Source organism: Oryzophilus luti, assembly GCF_059726245.1.
The window spans coordinates 1,766,760-1,783,547 of record NZ_AP040874.1 but is presented as its reverse complement, the minus strand read 5'-3'; the positions used below and the strand labels follow the sequence as shown (position 1 = coordinate 1,783,547).

Annotated in this window: 16 protein-coding genes; 12 read left to right on the top strand and 4 right to left on the bottom strand. The window is 62.5% G+C overall.

What is annotated here, in order from left to right; genetic code table 11:
* Nucleotides 1–179 precede the first annotated feature (179 nt).
* Both AC6IZO_RS07690 and AC6IZO_RS07685 read left to right on the top strand, forming a co-directional pair.
* The gene (locus tag AC6IZO_RS07690; RefSeq protein WP_497809631.1) at nucleotides 180–2,198 is read left to right on the top strand and encodes a WD40/YVTN/BNR-like repeat-containing protein; all 2,019 of its coding nucleotides are present in this window, start codon (nucleotides 180–182) and stop codon (nucleotides 2,196–2,198) included.
* A gap of 347 nt (nucleotides 2,199–2,545) precedes the next feature.
* Nucleotides 2,546–3,412 carry a hypothetical protein gene (locus tag AC6IZO_RS07685; RefSeq protein ID WP_497809629.1) on the top strand — a complete coding sequence of 289 codons (867 nt, stop codon included), beginning with the start codon at nucleotides 2,546–2,548 and terminating at the stop codon, nucleotides 3,410–3,412.
* Between the two features lie 189 nt (nucleotides 3,413–3,601).
* On the opposite strand, the gene AC6IZO_RS07680 is transcribed toward AC6IZO_RS07685, so the two are convergent.
* On the bottom strand, nucleotides 3,602–4,357 hold the full coding sequence (locus AC6IZO_RS07680) for a hypothetical protein (RefSeq protein WP_497809627.1): 756 nt from the start codon (nucleotides 4,355–4,357) through the stop codon (nucleotides 3,602–3,604).
* Between the two features lie 571 nt (nucleotides 4,358–4,928).
* Between AC6IZO_RS07680 and AC6IZO_RS07675 the strand changes: the two genes are divergently transcribed.
* The 3 genes from AC6IZO_RS07675 to AC6IZO_RS07665 all read left to right on the top strand — a co-directional run bounded on the left by AC6IZO_RS07675 (nucleotide 4,929) and on the right by AC6IZO_RS07665 (nucleotide 7,347).
* Nucleotides 4,929–5,261, top strand: a complete 333-nt coding sequence (locus AC6IZO_RS07675; protein WP_497809625.1) for a hypothetical protein — start codon at nucleotides 4,929–4,931, stop codon at nucleotides 5,259–5,261.
* Between the two features lie 118 nt (nucleotides 5,262–5,379).
* The gene (locus AC6IZO_RS07670; protein ID WP_497809623.1) at nucleotides 5,380–6,774 is read left to right on the top strand and encodes a sigma-54-dependent transcriptional regulator; all 1,395 of its coding nucleotides are present in this window, start codon (nucleotides 5,380–5,382) and stop codon (nucleotides 6,772–6,774) included.
* 84 nt (nucleotides 6,775–6,858) lie between these two features.
* Nucleotides 6,859–7,347, top strand: a complete 489-nt coding sequence (locus tag AC6IZO_RS07665; RefSeq protein ID WP_497809621.1) for a hypothetical protein — start codon at nucleotides 6,859–6,861, stop codon at nucleotides 7,345–7,347.
* 370 nt (nucleotides 7,348–7,717) lie between these two features.
* Here AC6IZO_RS07665 and AC6IZO_RS07660 read toward each other — a convergent pair whose 3' ends face one another.
* Complete coding sequence (locus AC6IZO_RS07660; protein ID WP_497809619.1) at nucleotides 7,718–8,233, bottom strand: PH domain-containing protein; 516 nt, start codon at nucleotides 8,231–8,233, stop codon at nucleotides 7,718–7,720.
* A gap of 245 nt (nucleotides 8,234–8,478) precedes the next feature.
* On the opposite strand from AC6IZO_RS07660, the gene AC6IZO_RS07655 reads away from it, so the two are divergent.
* Nucleotides 8,479–8,712 (top strand): CDGSH iron-sulfur domain-containing protein, encoded by a 234-nt coding sequence (locus AC6IZO_RS07655; protein ID WP_497809617.1) that lies wholly within the window; start codon nucleotides 8,479–8,481, stop codon nucleotides 8,710–8,712.
* A gap of 239 nt (nucleotides 8,713–8,951) precedes the next feature.
* Nucleotides 8,952–9,773 (top strand): SDR family NAD(P)-dependent oxidoreductase, encoded by an 822-nt coding sequence (locus tag AC6IZO_RS07650; RefSeq protein WP_497809615.1) that lies wholly within the window; start codon nucleotides 8,952–8,954, stop codon nucleotides 9,771–9,773.
* A gap of 7 nt (nucleotides 9,774–9,780) precedes the next feature.
* On the opposite strand, the gene AC6IZO_RS07645 is transcribed toward AC6IZO_RS07650, so the two are convergent.
* Complete coding sequence (locus AC6IZO_RS07645) at nucleotides 9,781–10,104, bottom strand: tetratricopeptide repeat protein (RefSeq protein WP_497809613.1); 324 nt, start codon at nucleotides 10,102–10,104, stop codon at nucleotides 9,781–9,783.
* Between the two features lie 279 nt (nucleotides 10,105–10,383).
* Between AC6IZO_RS07645 and AC6IZO_RS07640 the strand changes: the two genes are divergently transcribed.
* The 5 genes from AC6IZO_RS07640 to AC6IZO_RS07620 all read left to right on the top strand — a co-directional run bounded on the left by AC6IZO_RS07640 (nucleotide 10,384) and on the right by AC6IZO_RS07620 (nucleotide 15,675).
* A complete protein-coding gene (locus AC6IZO_RS07640; RefSeq protein WP_497809611.1) occupies nucleotides 10,384–10,929 on the top strand; it encodes an acyl-CoA thioesterase in 546 nt (181 codons plus the stop codon).
* 374 nt (nucleotides 10,930–11,303) lie between these two features.
* Nucleotides 11,304–12,650: a cytochrome ubiquinol oxidase subunit I gene (locus AC6IZO_RS07635; protein ID WP_497809609.1), complete on the top strand. Its 1,347-nt coding sequence runs from the start codon at nucleotides 11,304–11,306 to the stop codon at nucleotides 12,648–12,650.
* Nucleotides 12,650–13,696 (top strand): cytochrome d ubiquinol oxidase subunit II, encoded by a 1,047-nt coding sequence (gene cydB, locus AC6IZO_RS07630; RefSeq protein ID WP_497809607.1) that lies wholly within the window; start codon nucleotides 12,650–12,652, stop codon nucleotides 13,694–13,696. The genes AC6IZO_RS07635 and cydB overlap by 1 nt, the downstream gene beginning before the upstream one ends.
* A gap of 215 nt (nucleotides 13,697–13,911) precedes the next feature.
* Entirely contained in the window at nucleotides 13,912–14,721 is an 810-nt protein-coding gene (locus AC6IZO_RS07625) for an Mrp/NBP35 family ATP-binding protein (RefSeq protein WP_497809932.1), read from the top strand.
* Nucleotides 14,722–14,868: 147 nt separating this feature from the next.
* Nucleotides 14,869–15,675, top strand: a complete 807-nt coding sequence (locus AC6IZO_RS07620) for a CPBP family intramembrane glutamic endopeptidase (protein WP_497809605.1) — start codon at nucleotides 14,869–14,871, stop codon at nucleotides 15,673–15,675.
* A 368-nt stretch (nucleotides 15,676–16,043) separates the two neighbouring features.
* Here AC6IZO_RS07620 and AC6IZO_RS07615 read toward each other — a convergent pair whose 3' ends face one another.
* Entirely contained in the window at nucleotides 16,044–16,754 is a 711-nt protein-coding gene (locus tag AC6IZO_RS07615; RefSeq protein ID WP_497809603.1) for an RsmE family RNA methyltransferase, read from the bottom strand.
* Nucleotides 16,755–16,788: the final 34 nt, after the last annotated feature.

The following is a 16,788-nucleotide window of genomic DNA, read 5'->3' as shown; positions in this document are numbered from 1 at the left end:
GGCTGTCCGGTAGGACAGCCGTGCTCGCCCAATTTCGCATCACGGGCGGGCGAATCGCAATCGGCCGGCCTGTCCCCTTTGGGTAAACAGGCCGGCTTTTTCGTGCCCGCGGCGTGTTCCAGCCGCAGTATCCTTCAATCACCACTTCCTGAAACCTTGCCGGAGGAAGGTGCTTTCGAATGTCGTTGCAACTGTTTCGTAAATGGTTCTGCATCACGCTTCTGTTGCTCTGTGCCAGCCTCATGCAGGCGCAGTGGCTTTCGCTGGGCCCCGAGGGCGGTGACGCCCGTTCGCTCAGCTTTGACCCGCGCAATCCCTCGCACGTGCTGCTGGGGACTACAACCGGGCAGATTTATGTCTCCGAAAACGGCGGCAAGTCCTGGGCGCCCTGGGTGCGTCTCGGCACCGAGGAGAACTACGCGCTCGACCACATCGTCTTCGATCGCCGCGACTCCAAGATCATTTATGTAGCTGCCTGGTGCGTGCATCGCGAGGATGGCGACGTCTTCCGCACGCGCGACGGCGGCAAGAGCTGGCAGCGCCTCGCCGGATTGCATGGAAAGAGCGTTCGCGGCTTTGCCCAGAGCGAGAGCAACCCGCGCACGCTGGTTGCGGTCACCGTCGATGGCGTCTTCCGTAGCGATGACGACGGCGATGCCTGGCGCAAGATTTCTCCTGACGGCCATGCCGACCTGCGCAATTTCGAGTCCGTGGCCATCGACCCGCGCGACCCCAACGTGGTCTACGCCGGTACCTGGCATCTGCCCTGGAAGACCGTGGATGGCGGCAAGAACTGGCGCAACATCAAGCAGGGGCTCATCGACGACTCGGACATCTTCTCCATCATCCTGAGCCGCGGCAACCCCGACCAGGTCTACACCAGCGCCTGCTCCGGCATCTACAAGAGCGAGAACGGCGGCGATCTCTACCGCAAGGTGCAGGGCATTCCGGGCACCGCGCGCCGCACCCTGGTGCTGATGCAGGACCCGGTCGACGCGCAGACGGTTTATGCAGGAACCACCGAAGGCCTGTGGCGCACCACCAACGGCGGTGCGAACTTCCAGCGCATCTCGTCGCCGGACCTGATCGTGAATGACATCTCGATCGACCCGCGCAACACCAAGCACCTGCTGCTGGCAACCGACCGCGCCGGTGTCTACATCAGCGAGGATGGCGGTGCGAACTTCCGCCTCTCCAATGAAGGCTACGCACAGCGCCGCATCTCCGGCATTGTGGCCGCGCCCGATGGCTCGCTGACCGTGGCCGTGCTGCATGACCGCGAGTTCGGTGGCATTCTGCACCGCGCCTCCAACAGCAGCCGCTGGCTGCCGATGAATGAGGGCCTCAGCCGCGACTTGGAAGTGCTCGACCTGGGCCGCGCCAAGGACGGCGACCTGGTGGCAGCCACCACGCGCGGCATGCTGCGCTGGACGGCCTCCACGCGCCGCTGGGAAGCGGCCAACCTCGTCGTCAACGAGCGCCCTGCGCCGGCTCCGAAGCCGGTCCGCGTTAAGGGCAAGCTGGTGACGCCGAAGCCCGCGCCGCCGATTGTCACACGCAGCGAAGTGAACGGCCGCGTCAACGCCGTCGATGTCACCGGCGACGTCTGGTATGCAGCCACCAACTCCGGCGTGCTGCGCAGCAGCAATCAGGGGCGCAGCTGGGCGGGTGGTCCGGTGGCGGGTGAGATGCAGTTCCTCTCCGTCGCGCACTCGGGTTCGCGCGTGGTGGCCAGTACGGGCCGCCACATGGTGGTCTCCGACGACGGCGGTGCAAGCTGGCGCGTGCTGCCGGTGCCGGAATACATCAGCCGCATCTTCTCGCTGGCCTACGCGGCGGACGGCACGCTCTGGATGGCGACCGCCGAAGGAGGCGTCTGCCTGAAGGGCGACAAGTTCGAGCACGTGCTCAACGGCCTGCCGACGCGCAACCTGCGCACCGTCCGCGTGCAGAACACCGCGCACGGCCAACTGCTGCTGATTGCCGGTGAGAACGACGACCGGCTGTTCATCAGCCACGATGGCGGCGAGCACTTTGCGCCCACCAGCGTGAACGGACACAACGTGGCCTACGGCTTTGCCGAGGGCTCGCGCATCTACGCCGTTACCGCATTCCGCGGCCTGATGGAACTGAAGGAGACCGGCCGCGTGGCCAGCGTCACCTCCGGCGAAGGCAAGGCCAGCGGCGGCAGCAACTAAACGCATTCCATCGCTGTACAAGACAAAAGGGACCGCTTCGGCGGTCCCTTTTCATTTGTGCGGACGGTGTGCGACTCGAAGAAATCATCAGGATGGACAGCGGAGAGGCGAGGTAGACAGCGCCCCGCAATGCTGGCCTCCGGGCAGCATCCTTTCATGTTTTGTGAAATGCACGGACTCAAAGTATGCACTTCTGGAGCGAGAGGCTCGGGAGTAGACCGTTGGAGGACGGTGCACGCCGCAATGCGTTGGATATTAGAGATGCTGGGTTCCGGCCGCTGAGCGCTGGCTTCAGCACGGATAACTCACGTGGCTCATGAATGGGGAGAAAGATGATGAAGAGGGCCTTGAAGATCCTCAAGATTGCATGTCTGTTGGCGGTCTTCTGCAGTGCAGGAGTTCAGGCTCTTGCGCAGGAATCGGCGCCTGGCGAGGAAATGAGCTATTGGCAGGCGCGCCGCGTGGTGGTCACCCTGCTGCAATCCACTTACGTCGCCAATATGAGCAAATGGGGGTCTCCGAAAACCTATCATTTCGATTCGGCAAGTGCGCGGTATGAGGGAAATCTGCTCAAAGTCGACGCGTCCACGCAGGATGGCCACATGGTTCATCTGGTTGTCGATTTCAGCGGTCTCGAACTCTATATTCCGCGCTGGATTGACGGCGCCTGGTCCCTGCACTCGACGTCCAAACCCAAAGTCTGGTTTGAGATGACAGAGGAAACTCTCAAAAAGAAGTATCCTTTCGGGTTCTCCGCGCGTCCGGAGTGTCCGACGGCGCAGAGTGAGCGGTGCAAACAGGAAGCCACTCAACTTACGGTAGCGTTTGAGGTGCTGCATCTCCACGCACAAGCACCGTCCGCTCCGCAGGAGAAGTTTCATCAAGAAGCTGCAAAGTGGCGGGCACTTTCGCAAAAGCCGCCGCTGGGGGCGACCGCGCGCGTGCAACGCTTGGCGGCAGAGAACGCCATCAAACAGCAGAAGCCTGGTGAAGCCCTGAACGCCTATGAACTCGGTGTGGAAAGTGAGCCCACGTGGGCCGCGGGATGGTACAACGCCGCAGTGCTGGCCGGGGAACTCGGCTATTTTGCAGACGCCGCCGAACACATGCAGAACTATCTGGAGTTGCTGCCGGATGCGCCCGACGCTGACCAGGTACGTGATCAGATTGAACTCTGGAAGCACAAGGCAAAGGCGGCTCAGACTTCAAAGTAAAACCAGCCGGAACGCGGCGGCTTGTGGCTGACTTTGCAGAGGCAAAAAAATCCCACTCAAGCGGCCAAGCTTGAGTGGGCGCCTAGTCTAGTAGCACTGGTCCAGCCCGATGATTACAACATTGCCGGACCCTCTCAATCGGTGGTCCCGAGACCGCCGACTGAAACCTATAAAATCCTTACGAACCGCTTACTGATTCACCGTCACCGGCTGCGCGAGCTTGAAGGTCAGCTTCTGCTCGGAGGCAATCGTGACGTCCTTTTTGCCGGTGGCCGCGGCCGTGGCCGTGCCTGCGCCTGCACCGGCGCCAGCGCCAATCGCCGCGCCCTTGCCGCCGCCGAAGATGCCACCCAGCAGCGCACCGGTGGCCGCGCCACCGCCGATCCACTCAATGTTGCGCTTCTTGTGGCTGCCGGCCTTGGCCGAGATCTGCGAGGTCTGTATGGGCACGTTGTGGCCCTTCAGGTTCAGCGAAACCAGCGTGATGGAGATCTGTCCCGGATGCTCAAGGCGGCCGCTGCTCTCGGCGTTGGTCACCTGCCCGGTGACGAGCGCGCCGGCGGGCGCCACGGTCACGCCATTGGACTTCAACGGCTCGGCCAGTACGGCTTCAAAACGGTCTCCGCTGCGCGACTGCGCACTGGAAACCGAGGTCTGCATGCGAACTTCGATCGGAGTGCCGGCCGCCAGGGTCAGCGGACGGGCCGCCTCCGGCTTGGGGGCGCTGGCCGAGTAGGGGGGCGCGCCGCTTGCGGGCTGAGAGGCCGCTCCATTGGCGGACTGGGCCGAGCTTCCGGCAAAAGGTGCGGAAGCATTTGAGGCGCTGTCGCCCATCTTCGCGGCGTCGTTCGCCAGCGGGTCCGCCTTCGCGTGATTGCACGCGGCGGTCAAAGTCATCAGGGAAGCAACCAACAACAGGGAAAGTACCGTAAATCTGTTCTTCATCTCTCCTCCAGGTTCGATTGCAGGGACAACTCGGTAATTGCAGATGGCGTGCCAAAGTCATTCGTATGTTTTTCAATGACTTACGAGGTGGAATATAGCCAGGCTCTGGTAGAAATTACACGCCCTTGGGAGTTTCGACCTTGCCCAGATAAGGGGGAGAGCTTCGATTGTCCGCGACGGAGAAAATCCGGAGCGTTGCCCGTAGTCTGTGCGGCTTCGGGAGTTAAATCAAAGCCGGAAGCGTCTGGGGTGGGTTGAAATTAAGAGAATTCTTAGTCTCGAGCACGGGCCAGAGGAGAATTTTCCACAGACTGCGAAGTCACCTCCAGCGGCGGCCCAAAACGAAACTCTGCGTTCCGAATCAGCACCCAGCTGATTCTCCTGTAGTTAATGCCGATAAACTGCCGCGCCACGTGTGCCGACAGCCTGAAACAGGAACGGAACAATTCATTCCCACCTTGGAGCCGACTCCGGAATGGGACGTAACACGCCTGAATTCATTGCTTTGTATGTTCTAACCTGGGACGGTTCCGGAATTGCAAGTTAGAGTGGCGTGAAACATGGAGCGCCAATGGAGACCGTAGGAAATCGCACGGAGGCGGCCGAGATCGTGCTCGACGCCGAGCGGGTCAGGCAGTTGCGCTCCATCTTGCACGAGCTGGCCAATCTGTTTACCGGGGTGCTGATCGCCGGGGGGCTGTTGCAGCGCAATCTGAAGGGAACTCCCGGGAGCAGCTATGCCGAGGGGATCTGTGAGCTGGGGGAGCGCGGCGCGGTGCTGATCCGCGAGGCGCGCAAGACGCTTCTGGGGCAGGACGGAGTCGCGCTGCCGCCGTCGGGGGAAGCTGCGGCGGACAGCCAAACTTTGGGAGAGAGCGAGGACGCTGGCAATGGGAGAGATTGATCGCGTGGCGCACAACGGGGGAGGCCCCCAGCCGGGGAGCGGGCGGCGATCCGCAGAAGAAAATGGCGGAACACTTGACCGGATTCCCGATGTGGGTACAATGTTGGCCTCAAAGGCTATGCTCTCAGCGGCAGACAAAGCCGAGGCGAACCTGCTGAACCTGCTGATCGTTGACGATGAGCGGATCATACGGGACGGGTGTAAGGACGTCGCGGCGGGCATCGGCTTCAACACATTTGTTGCGGATAATGCCGAGCACGCCTTCCGCGTTCTCGACGCGCATTCCATCGACGTGGTGCTGCTGGATCTGCGGCTGCCGGGCCTGGGCGGCCTGGAAGTGCTGCGCGAAGTGAAGCGCCGCCGGCCGGAGACGGTGGTCATCGTGATGACCGGCTTTGCCAGCGTGCAGTCGGCCGTGCAGGCGATGAAGAACGGTGCTTATGACTATGTAACCAAGCCGTTCAACCTCGAGGAACTGCGTCTCATCCTCGACCGCGTGCTCGGGCACCTGCAGCTGACCACCGAGAACCGCATCCTGCGCGAGCAGGTGAAGTCGAAGGAAGGCTTCGGCTCCATCATCGGGCGTTCGCCGGAGATGGAGCGGCTCTACCGCATCATCTCCAAGGCCGCGCACTCCACCCATCCGGTGCTGATCCTGGGCGAGAGCGGCACCGGCAAGGAACTGGTGGCGCGCTCCATCCACTATTCCGGACCCTACCGCGACAAGCCGTTCATCGCCGTCGATTGCGGCTCGCTGGTGCCTTCGCTCATTGAGAGCGAACTGTTCGGCTACGTGAAGGGCGCCTTCACCGGGGCCAACAAGAGCAAGGACGGGCTGCTGGCCGTCGCTGACGGTGGCACCATCTTCCTCGACGAGATTGGCGAGCTGCCGGTCGACCTGCAGGCCAAGCTGCTGCGCGCCCTGCAGGAGAAGGAGATTCGTCCGGTGGGCGGCACCAAGGCCATACCGGTCGATGTGCGCGTGCTGGCGGCCACCAACCGCGACCTCGAGGCCGCGGTGCAATCCGGCGCCTTCCGCCGCGATCTCTACTTCCGCCTCAACGTGCTCAGCCTGAGGATTCCGCCGCTGCGCCAGCGCAAGCAGGACATTCCGCTGCTGGTGGGGCATTTTCTGGAGCGGCTGGCGCGCTCGACCGGCGTGCAGCGAAACATCAGCGATGACGCCCTGAAGCTGATGCTCAGCTATGAGTGGCCGGGCAATGTGCGCGAACTCGAGAACTGCATTGAGCGTGCCTGCGCCCTCAGCTCAGGGCCGACGATCCATACCGCCGACCTGCCGACGCCCATCCAGAACTGGAAGGAGCAGACGCAGGCCACTGCGCAGGTGCCGGCGCCGTCGAAGGGCATCGTCCCCATCTCGGAGATGGAGAAGCAGGCGATCCTTTCGGCGATTGAGCAACTGCACGGCGACAAGCTGGAAGCGGCGCGGCTGCTCGGCATCGGCAAGACCACCCTGTACCGCAAGCTCAAGGAATACGGAACCATCCAGTAGCGCGGCGGAGAACCCCCTCCCGCCGTGCTCTGGTGGCGCCCTATGCGTCACCGGTGTCCCCGCGGGAGCCAAGAGGACACGACAATGATTCTGCTGGTGACAAGTTCGCGAACGGGCGGGCAGATTGCCTCCCAGTTGGAAGAAGCGATGAAGGAAACGGTGCTGGCCGCCGAGAGCGTGCGCCGCGCCGTTGCCATGGTGCGCGAAACCGAGTTCAGCGCGGTGGTGCTGGACGAGCCCATGGCGGACACCGAACCGGAAAACACCGACGCCCTGCTGCAGCACGCAGGCATGGCCGTGCCCGTCTACGTGAATCTGGCGGTGGCCAGCGCGCAGCGCGTGGCGCGCGAGGTGCGCTTTGCCCTGCGCCGCTTCCAGGAGGCGAAGCTGGTGGCGGTGCGCTCCGCCGAGAGCCTGCTGCGCAGCGAGATTCGCGACGCCGTGACCGGCATCCTGCTGAGCACGGAGCTGGCGCTGCACACGCCGGAGATGCCTCCGGAGGCCGAGGAGAAGCTGCGCGCCGTCTGCCTGCTGGCTTCGCAGATACGCAGCCGCCTGGAAGCCGTGCAGTAGCCTGGCTGGTTGAAGCTGCTCCCCGGTGCAAGCGGCTGATCGCCTCTGGTTGCGAGTCCTCGCGCGGAGCGCCGCCGTCGCTGAACTCCCTGTGCGTCGGCGTGGATGGCGCTATATCTCAGAAGTTCTTGTGCGACCCATCGGCCCCACGGACCTGCGCGCACGTCTCTGGCGTGCGCGCGTTTTTCTGCCGCGAAGTCGGCTCGGCGTGTTTGTGGGAATCTGAGCGCCACAATGCGTAGCGCATCGACGAATTTGTGTTTGAAGTGGCTGGGTGCGGAACAGAGCCGTGCGGTAGATGGTTGGAGGCGAGAAGGAAGAGAATCCGTGCGGCAGGGGCCTGTAGCCACCTGCCGCGCAGCGGATGCGTTTACTCGGCGGGATGGGTTTCGCCCGGCTTCAAGTGCAGGTCCATCTGCTCCTGCACCTGGCGGCGGAACTCGAGCGGGTGCGAGATCTTGAAGAACGGCTCCGGCGTGCCGCCCGTGCCGCGCACGGTGATGGTGCCGAAGTTGAAGATGCGGCCGGTCAGGCTCTGGTCCACGCCGATGCTCTCGATCTTGCTCAGCATGATCTCCACGGTGCGGCGGCTGAGCAGCCCGGACTTGACCATGACGCGCTTGTTGGTCACGGCCATTTCAATGGAGTCGCGCGAGAAGATGGCATAGCCGCCAATGGCGATGGCGATGACGATCAGGATGAGAGCGGGAACGCCAAAGCCGCCCGTTCCGTGCGTGTGCGAGTGCGCCGAACCCACCAGCAGCGAGAGTCCACCGAGTCCGAGCACAAAGGCGATCAGCATGGGCACCAGCAGCACAATGCCGTGCCGGCGCGTGCGATAGACAAGCCGCTCACCGGCGATGAGATTCTGGTCAATATAGCTCAACGATTTCTCCTTGCAGAAAGGCTATGAATTTATGGTCGCGCAATGCGCAGGCAGGGTCAAACGCGCTTAGGTGCCACATGCGCACCATTTTGCAAGCCGCATGCAGCGCAGAGCCGCGAAAACAGCGGCCCGGACACGGGGAATAGAGAATGCCCCACGCGCGCGGGGGAGCGGAGAAAGCAGTGGCTTGCAACCGTCCGGAGGTTACGGCATCCAACTAGGAGAACCGTCCGTACGGAGGACACATGTCGAAAGTGAAGATCACCCTGCGCCGCAACGGGCCGCTGCGCGTGGAAGACCCGGAAGGCCTGATCGAACTGGTGGACGAAGAGGGCAACACGATTGACCTCGGCGGGCGCACGGCGTACTCGTTGTGCCGCTGCGGCGCCAGCGTCAACAAGCCGTTCTGCGATGGCACGCACTCGCGCCTGGGCTTCCAGGTGGCGGAGGCCGCCGTGGCGCGCGAACACAAGCCGTAACCGTCTCCTGTTCGAAACAAGCAGCCCCGCCCCGGCGGGGCTTTGCCGTCTCCGGGGCGTCGCGCCGGAAGGGGCCTGCACCCCTCGTGCGATTACTGCTGGTATTAGAAATTTGCAATTGCAATCCGCAGCCGTTCATCGCAGGATTTCAATACCCAATCCTTCGTGTAATTGGAGAACTGAGGGCTTCCGGGGCTGCCTTGCGCGGCCCTGCTGAGATTTGGCGGGAGGGTCTTTCCATGATGATGCAGGGCAAGGTTGTGGTGGTTACAGGCGCCAGCATGGGTATTGGCGAGGAGGTGGCGCGCATCTGTCTGGAGCAGCGCGCCTCGGTGGTGCTGGCCTCGCGGAGCCTTGCGCGCGTGGAGGCCTCTCGGCTGCGCGTGGGCGGCTCGGCGGAGAACTCGCTGGCCGTGGCCTGCGACGTGCGCCTGTGGCCGCAGATCGACAACCTTGTGAAGCAGGCCGTCGAACGCTTTGGCCGCATCGACCTGTGGGTGAACTGCGCGGGCTACGGCCTGATCGACTCGGTCGAAAAGATGGACATGGAGGAGTGCCGGGGGCTGTTTGAAACCAACCTGTTCGGCGCCATCGAGTGCATGAAGGCGGTACTGCCGGTGATGCGCGCGCAGGGCGGCGGCGCCATTGTCAACGTCTCCAGCGTGGCCGGGGAGATTGCCGTGCCCTACATGGCGGCCTATAGCGCCAGCAAGGCGGCACTGTCGGCCTTCAGCCGGGCGGCGCGGCTGGAACTGAAGCACACGGGCGTGAAGGTCATCAACGTCTGCCCGGGCTACGTGCGCACGGGCTTTGCGGAAAATTCCGTGTGGGGAGAGGATGCCTTCCGGGTGGCGGGCAGCCGCAAGCGCGGCATTGACGCGCGCCATGCTGCCAAGAGCGTGCTACGCGCCTACGAGGCCAGCCTGCGTGAGGTCATTGTGCCCTGGACGCACTATTCGGCTGTCCGGCTCTACCATTTTGTGCCGAAGCTGGTGGAGTGGGGCGTGCTCCGGCTGCTGCGCCGCGTGGGGCGTCGAGATCCGGAAATCCGCGCGCTCTAATTCTGCATCAAATAGCCAGATCGTCGAGCATCTGCTGCATTTCGCTTTCGGCGTGGCCGTTGTTGCTGCGCCGGGCGGCGGCAATGCCGTCTTCGAGCCACTTCATCACCTCGGCGGTGCGGTCCGGAGTGCGGGCCAGTGCCTGCGCGGCCATGAAGTAGGCGTTGGCGTAGTCGGGCTGCGCCTCCACAAGGGTCTTGAATTCGGCGACGGCCTGCTCGATCTCTCCGGCGGAGGAGTACTCCATGCCCAGCGCGTAGCGGGCAAAGGTGTTCGTCGGGTCCTGTGCAAGGATGGCTTTTAACTGCGCGGTGCGTTCGCTTTCTGGCATGTGGCGAACATATCACAGAAGCCCGGAGCGGCAGAAAAGCCGATTGAGCGGGCGCCTTGGGGAGCCGGAAACGCCGCCTGGAGTGGGGCGCGGATATCTCCCGCGCGTGCGCAGTTTTGGAATCCGGTTTAGCATGGTGACAGTTTGTGTGGGTGAGTTTCAGCATCAGGTCCGGCCCCGTGGGTTTGCGTATGCATGCACCAGAGAGCTTTGCGTGCCTGGCGTGCGGCGCGGACTGAGAAGGGTAGTGGGTTGGACGGAATTTTTGGAACTTTGACGATGGCAGAAAACACTGAAGAAAAAGAACTCGAGATGCAGCCGGAGCAGGCGGACTTTATGACGCCCAAGCCGGTCAACGCCAGCATTTCACACATGGTGGAACTGGTACTGCCCAACGACGCGAACCCGCTCGGAGCCCTGCTCGGCGGGCGCCTGATGCACTGGATCGACCTGGCCGGAGCGCTGGCCGCGCATCGCCACGCGCGCTCCAACGTGGTCACCGCCTCCATCGACCACCTGGATTTTCTGGTGCCGGTGCATGTCGGCGATGTGGTGCTGTTCCGCTCGTCGGTCAACCGCGTCTACAACACAAGTATGGAAGTGGGAGTGAAGGTTTACGTGGAGAGCTACCTGACGGGCGAGAAGCGCCATGTCAGCTCGGCCTATGTTACCTTTGTTGCCGTTGACCGCCACGGCCGCAAGCAGCGCGTAGCTCCGGTGCTGCCGGAGACCGACGAGCAGAAGCGCCGTTACGAGGACGCCGGACACCGCCGCGAGATGCGCCGGGCCGAGGCCGAGCGCAAACGCAAGCAGCGCCACGGCTAGCAGGCGGCCTCGCGTCGTACCCGCCCAGCCGGGCAGCCTTCCGGCGTCGGTGGACCCAGTGTTTTTCATGGGGACTCGGCTCTTCTCCACGAAGAGCCGAGCGCTAAATTTGGAGTTCCCGAAAAAAACTTCCTAACGATGGCGCGAACCATCGTAAACACTAGTTCAAAACGGTTTTTCCTCCGCTTTTAATATTTTCAATGTGATGTATATCACAGCCCATACTCTTGCACCCAAACAGAATCGTGCTAGGTATGCCAGCGCGCCGGACACTCCGTAATCTTCGTTCCAATACCCTGTCCGGGACTGCGCCGGAGCGGTTCGCGGGATGGACGCTCCGGTCACTGGTGTTCCACTCCTGTCGAGGATAGACGATGGATAGCGCGCTACTTGTACATAGACTGCATTTTGCATTCTGTGCGACGTTCCACTACCTGTTCCCTCAGCTCACTATGGGCCTGGCGCCGCTGATCGTGGTGTTCAAGACTCTTGCGCTGAAGACGAACAACGAAAAGTACAATCGTGCCGCCCGCTTCTGGGCCAAGATCTTCGGAATCAACTTCGTTATTGGTGTGGTGACGGGCGTTCCGATGGAATTCCAGTTCGGCACCAACTGGTCTCACTTCAGCCGCTACGCCGGCGGCGTCATTGGCCAGACGCTGGCCATGGAAGGCACCTTCGCCTTCTTTCTGGAATCGGCCTTCCTGGGCCTGTTCCTCTATGGCGAAAAGAAACTTACCCCCAAGGCTCACTGGCTTTCGGCCATGGCCGTCTTCGTCGGCTCGTGGCTGTCGGGCTACTTCATCATTGCCACGGACGCCTGGATGCAGCACCCGGTGGCGTACACCGTCGGTACCGACGGCAGCGTCAGCCTGAACTCCTTCTGGGGGCTCATTCTGAACCCGTGGGCGCTGTGGCAGTACGCGCACAACATGGCTGGAGCGGTCGTGACGGGCGCTTTTGCCATGATGGCCGTCGGCGCCTTCTACCTGTTGAGCAAGCGCTTTGAAGAGCAGGCGAAGATGTACGTCAAGGTCGGCGTGATTGCCGGCTTCATCGCCTCGCTGCTGGTCATTGGACCGACCGGTGACGGTCAGGGCCGCAACCTGGTGGACTACCAGCCCGCCTCGCTGGCTGGCATGGAAGCCCTCTTCCATTCGCAGCAGGGCGCGCCGCTGGTGCTCATGGGGCAGCCCGACGCCACGACCGGCAAGATCGACAACCCGCTGGAAGTGCCGAAGCTGCTGAGCATGCTCTCCTACCGGAGCTGGAATGCTCACATCAAGGGCCTCGACGCGTTCCCGCAATCCGAGTGGCCGCAGAACATTGCGCTGCTCTACTTCAGCTATCACATCATGGTCGGCCTCGGTACCATCTTCATGCTCGTCATGCTGATCTCGGGCATCATGCTCTGGCGCCGCAAGCTGTATGACGCGCGCTGGATGCTGTGGGTGCTGATGCTGAGCGCACCGCTGCCCTACATTGCCAACACCGCCGGCTGGATGACCGCCGAGCTGGGCCGCCAGCCTTACCTGGTTTATGGCCTGCTGCGGACCGCCGAAGGCTTCTCCAAGTCCGTGCACGCCGGCAACGCGTGGTTTACGCTGCTGGGCTTCATGGGTATGTACACGATGCTTGCCATCCTGTTCGTCTTCCTCGTGGTTCGCGAACTGGAACACGGGCCGGGTGATGCAGCCAAGGCCGCGGCGGAGGTGCACTAATGATGCCGATTCTCTGGTTCTGGATCACGGCCGTAATGGTCGCTGTTTACGTGGTGCTCGACGGCTTTGACCTCGGCGCCGGCGCCATTCACCTTATCGCTGCCAAGACCGACGACGAGCGGCGCAAGATCATCCGCTCCATCGGCCCCGTCTGGGACGGCAACGAAGTGTGGTTGCTGGCCGGCGGCGGCGTGCTCTACTTCTCGTTCCCGCAGCTTTACGCCTCCGCCTTCAGCGGCTTCTATCTGCCGCTGATGATGGTGCTGTGGATGCTGATGGGACGCGCCATTTCACTCGAACTGCGCAACCACATTGATGCTCCGGTGTGGAAGCACTTCTTCGACGGCGTCTTCTGCGTCAGCAGCCTGCTGTTGACCATCTTCCTCGGCGCCGCGCTCGGCAACGTCATCCGTGGCGTGCCCATCGGCGACGACAAGTACTTCTTCCTGCCGCTGTGGACCAACTTCAACGTGGGTCCGAACCCAGGCATCCTGGACTGGTACACCATTCTGAGCGGCCTGTGCACCTGCGTGGCTCTCTCGCTGCACGGAGCCAACTGGGTGGCGCTCAAGACGGATGGCGACCTGCACACGCGCGTCAACGGCATTGCCAAGGTGCTGTGGCCGGCGCTGGTGGTGCTCACGCTGCTGAGCGGCGCTGCCACCTATGCCATCCATCCGGAACTGCTGGGCAACTACCTGAAGTACCCGATTACCCTGGTTTCGCCGCTGCTGGTCTTCGTCACCCTGTTTGCGATACCGGTGCTGCGCAAGAAGGGCAACGACCTAGCTGCGTGGTACGCCTCGTCGCTCTATCTGGTCTTCATGCTGGTTTCCGGCGTGTGGGCTTTGTTCCCGAACATCCTGGTTGCCACCGATCCGTCGCGCAACCTGACGGTCTGGAACAGCGCAACCTCCGACTATGCAATGAGCGTGGCCTTCCGCTGGTGGATCGTCGGCTTCATCATTGCCGTCGGCTACTTCGTCTACGTCTACCACAGCTTTGCCGGCAAGGTGGATGTGAGCGAAAACGAGCACGGCTACTAAGCTCCCCTTACCTCCTGAAACAGTGGCGCGGCCTTCGGGTCGCGCCGTTCCTTTTGCGGCAAGCCTCGGCGTTCATTGGCGGCCTCGCGCAGAATTCGTTCCGCTCTCCGCGACCGGCGGCCCCCGTTTTCCATCTAACCCACTGTGACGGATATAATCAGGTCAGCTTATCCGTGCAGGGAGACAACGTGTCGCATACTCAACCAAGCCCGCAGATGCCGGCGCCGCAATCCATTCCCGGAGTCAAATCAGTCATCGCAGTTGGATCAGGCAAAGGCGGAGTGGGTAAAACCACGCTTTCCGTGAACCTTTCGCTCGCCCTGGCCCGCATGGGCTACAAGGTCGGCCTGCTTGACGCAGACATCTATGGCCCGAACGTTCCCCTCATGCTCGGCTCGGGCGCGCAGCCGCAGATGACCGACGAAGGCAAAATCATTCCGCCCGAATGCTACGGTTTGCGCACCATCTCAGTCGGCTTCCTCAATCCGGGCGACGAGCCTCTGGTGTGGCGCGGCCCCATGCTGCACTCGGTGATCAAGCAGTTCCTCAGCCAGGTGGAGTGGGGCGAACTCGATTACCTCGTGGTCGACCTGCCGCCGGGAACCGGCGACGTCGTCATCTCTCTGACGCAGACCGTGCCGCTGGCCGGCGCCGTGGTGGTCACCACGCCCAGCGATGTTTCCTTGCAGGACGCGCGCAAGGCCATTGAGATGTTCAAGCACGTCCGCGTGCCTATCCTTGGCGTTGCCGAGAACATGAGCTACCTGGTGTGCCCGCACTGCAACCACGAGATCGACGTCTTCTCCCGTGGCGGTGGCGAGAAGACCGCGCAGCAGTTCAGCGTGCCGTTCCTCGGCCGCATTGAGATGGACCCGACCATCCGCGAGGGCGGGGACAGCGGCCATCCAGTGGCACTGTCCGGTGAGAACGCCAACAACGCGAAGTCGATCTACGCGTTCGCCCGCAATGTGCTGGAGCAGGTGAAGGCGCTCGGCACCAGCGAGAACGTGCTCAGCGTCGACTAAGCAAGAGGCATTTCGAATGCAGGCGCGGGGCTTCGGCTCCGCGCTTTTGTTTTGCCGGCAGGTCGCCGCGTCACTCCTGCCCGCACTTGTGAACTGGGCTCCGCCGCGCCGCGTATTAAGATGGGTCTGCTTCATCGGAGAACCTGGATGGAACCTCAACCGCTTCCTGATCTGCCGCAGCCGCAGGCACCACAACTGGATTCCGCGGCCGTTGAACCGTTGACGCCCGCTGCCCGTGGCATCGCGCCGGTTTGGCACACCGTTCTGCTGATTGCGGCGCTGCTGTTTGTCTCCGTCAACAGCGCGGGCGCCGACCGCACTGCCGTGGCGCAGGGTTCGCATGTTGGAACCTATCTCCGCACCATCGCCTATGAGTTTGCGCTGCTGGCCTATTGCTGGTGGGGCGCTCACCTGCGCGGAATCAAGTTACGCGAGTTGATCGGCGGACGTTGGCAGAAGGTTGAAGACTTTTTGATGGACGTCGCGCTCGGCGCAGGCTTCCTGGTGGCGTGGGTGGTCTTCGTGCTGTCGGTGGCAATGGTGATTGCGTCCCTGCACCTGATTGACGTGCACAGCGCGGGCGCGCAGACCAAACAGATGGACGACCTAAGAAAGCAGGTCGGCTTCCTGGTGCCGCGCGGCGCGCTTGAAATGTGGCTGTTCATGGGGCTCAGCGCCACCGCGGGCTTCTGTGAAGAGGTCATCTTCCGTGGCTACTTGCAACGCCAGTTTGCCGCGTGGACAGGCCGCGTGTGGGCCGGCATCGTGCTCGCCGGAGTCGTCTTCGGCCTCGGTCATCTCTACGAGGGAGCGATGCGCGTGGTGCTCATCGGCGTCTTTGGAATCGCCTTTGGCCTTCTCGCGCTATGGAGAAAATCTTTGCGCCCCGGCATGATCGCGCACGGCATGTGGGACGCTGCGATCGGAGCAGTGCTTCGCGTGCTGGTGAAATAGCCCAGCAAACATGCGGGTGAAACGCATGTCGCTCTCTCAGTGTGTGTGAGCAGGCGGCATGAAAAACGTGAAGAAGCAAACGAAGCGAGGTTGAGCACTTCGTTTCGCAGTTCGTTTTTTGCTTGACATCGTTTTTCATTCCACTTATACAACTAGCAAATTGCAACACGCGTGTTGCAATCACACAAAAAGGGAGAATAGACAATGGCAACGAAGAAGGCTGCGAAGAAGGTGGCTAAGAAGGCCGCGAAGAAGCCGGCGAAGAAGGCCGCGAAGAAGTAACAGCAATTCCACTGAACAAGGCAACGGGGGACGCGAAAGCGTCCCCCTCAGTGTTTCTGCCGCAAACTATTTCAGCGCCGCCCGGCTCACTCCATCAACGCCGTTACCGCCGCCAGCGAGGCAATCGCTGCGGTCTCCGCCCGCAGCACCGTCGAGCCCAGCGTCACGCTCTGCCATCCTTCGGCGCCGAACAGCGCAACCTCATCCTCAGTCCATCCACCTTCCGGACCAATCGCGAGCGCGACCGAAGCCGGTGTCTGCTCGGTGAGCACATCGCGCAGAGTGAGTTGCTGCTCGTTCTCGTTGAGAAGCAAACGAGCGTCGGCAGTCAGGTTGAGCGCTGCCTTCAGCTTGATGGGGTCGTCGACGGCCGGAGGCACCAGCCGCCGCGATTGCTGCGAAGCCTCATGGGCGATGCGCCGCCAGCGCTCCACGCGCTTTACCGCCGCTTGCGCCAGATGCGACTCGGTTCGACGGGCAATGACGGGAACGATGCGCCGCGCGCCCAGCTCCGTACATTTCTCAACCGCCCATTCGAAGCGGTCAAACTTGAAGACCGCCAGCAGCACCGTGGTGTCCAGCAGGGAAGGAGCCGCCAGCGCTTCGCCGAGCGAGAACTCCACACGCTCGTCGGAGATGGAGCGGATGGTGCCCGCGCGCAGTTGCTCGCCGCAGGCAATATCAAACTGCTGACCCACGCGGGCGCGGAGCACACGTGCCAGGTGCGCGGCGTGCTCGCCGGTCAGCGCCGCCTGATCCTCGGAATATTCATCGGCAATCCAACGCCGTCGTGTCATGCACAGAAGATAACAGAAGCTGCGCAACGCCGGC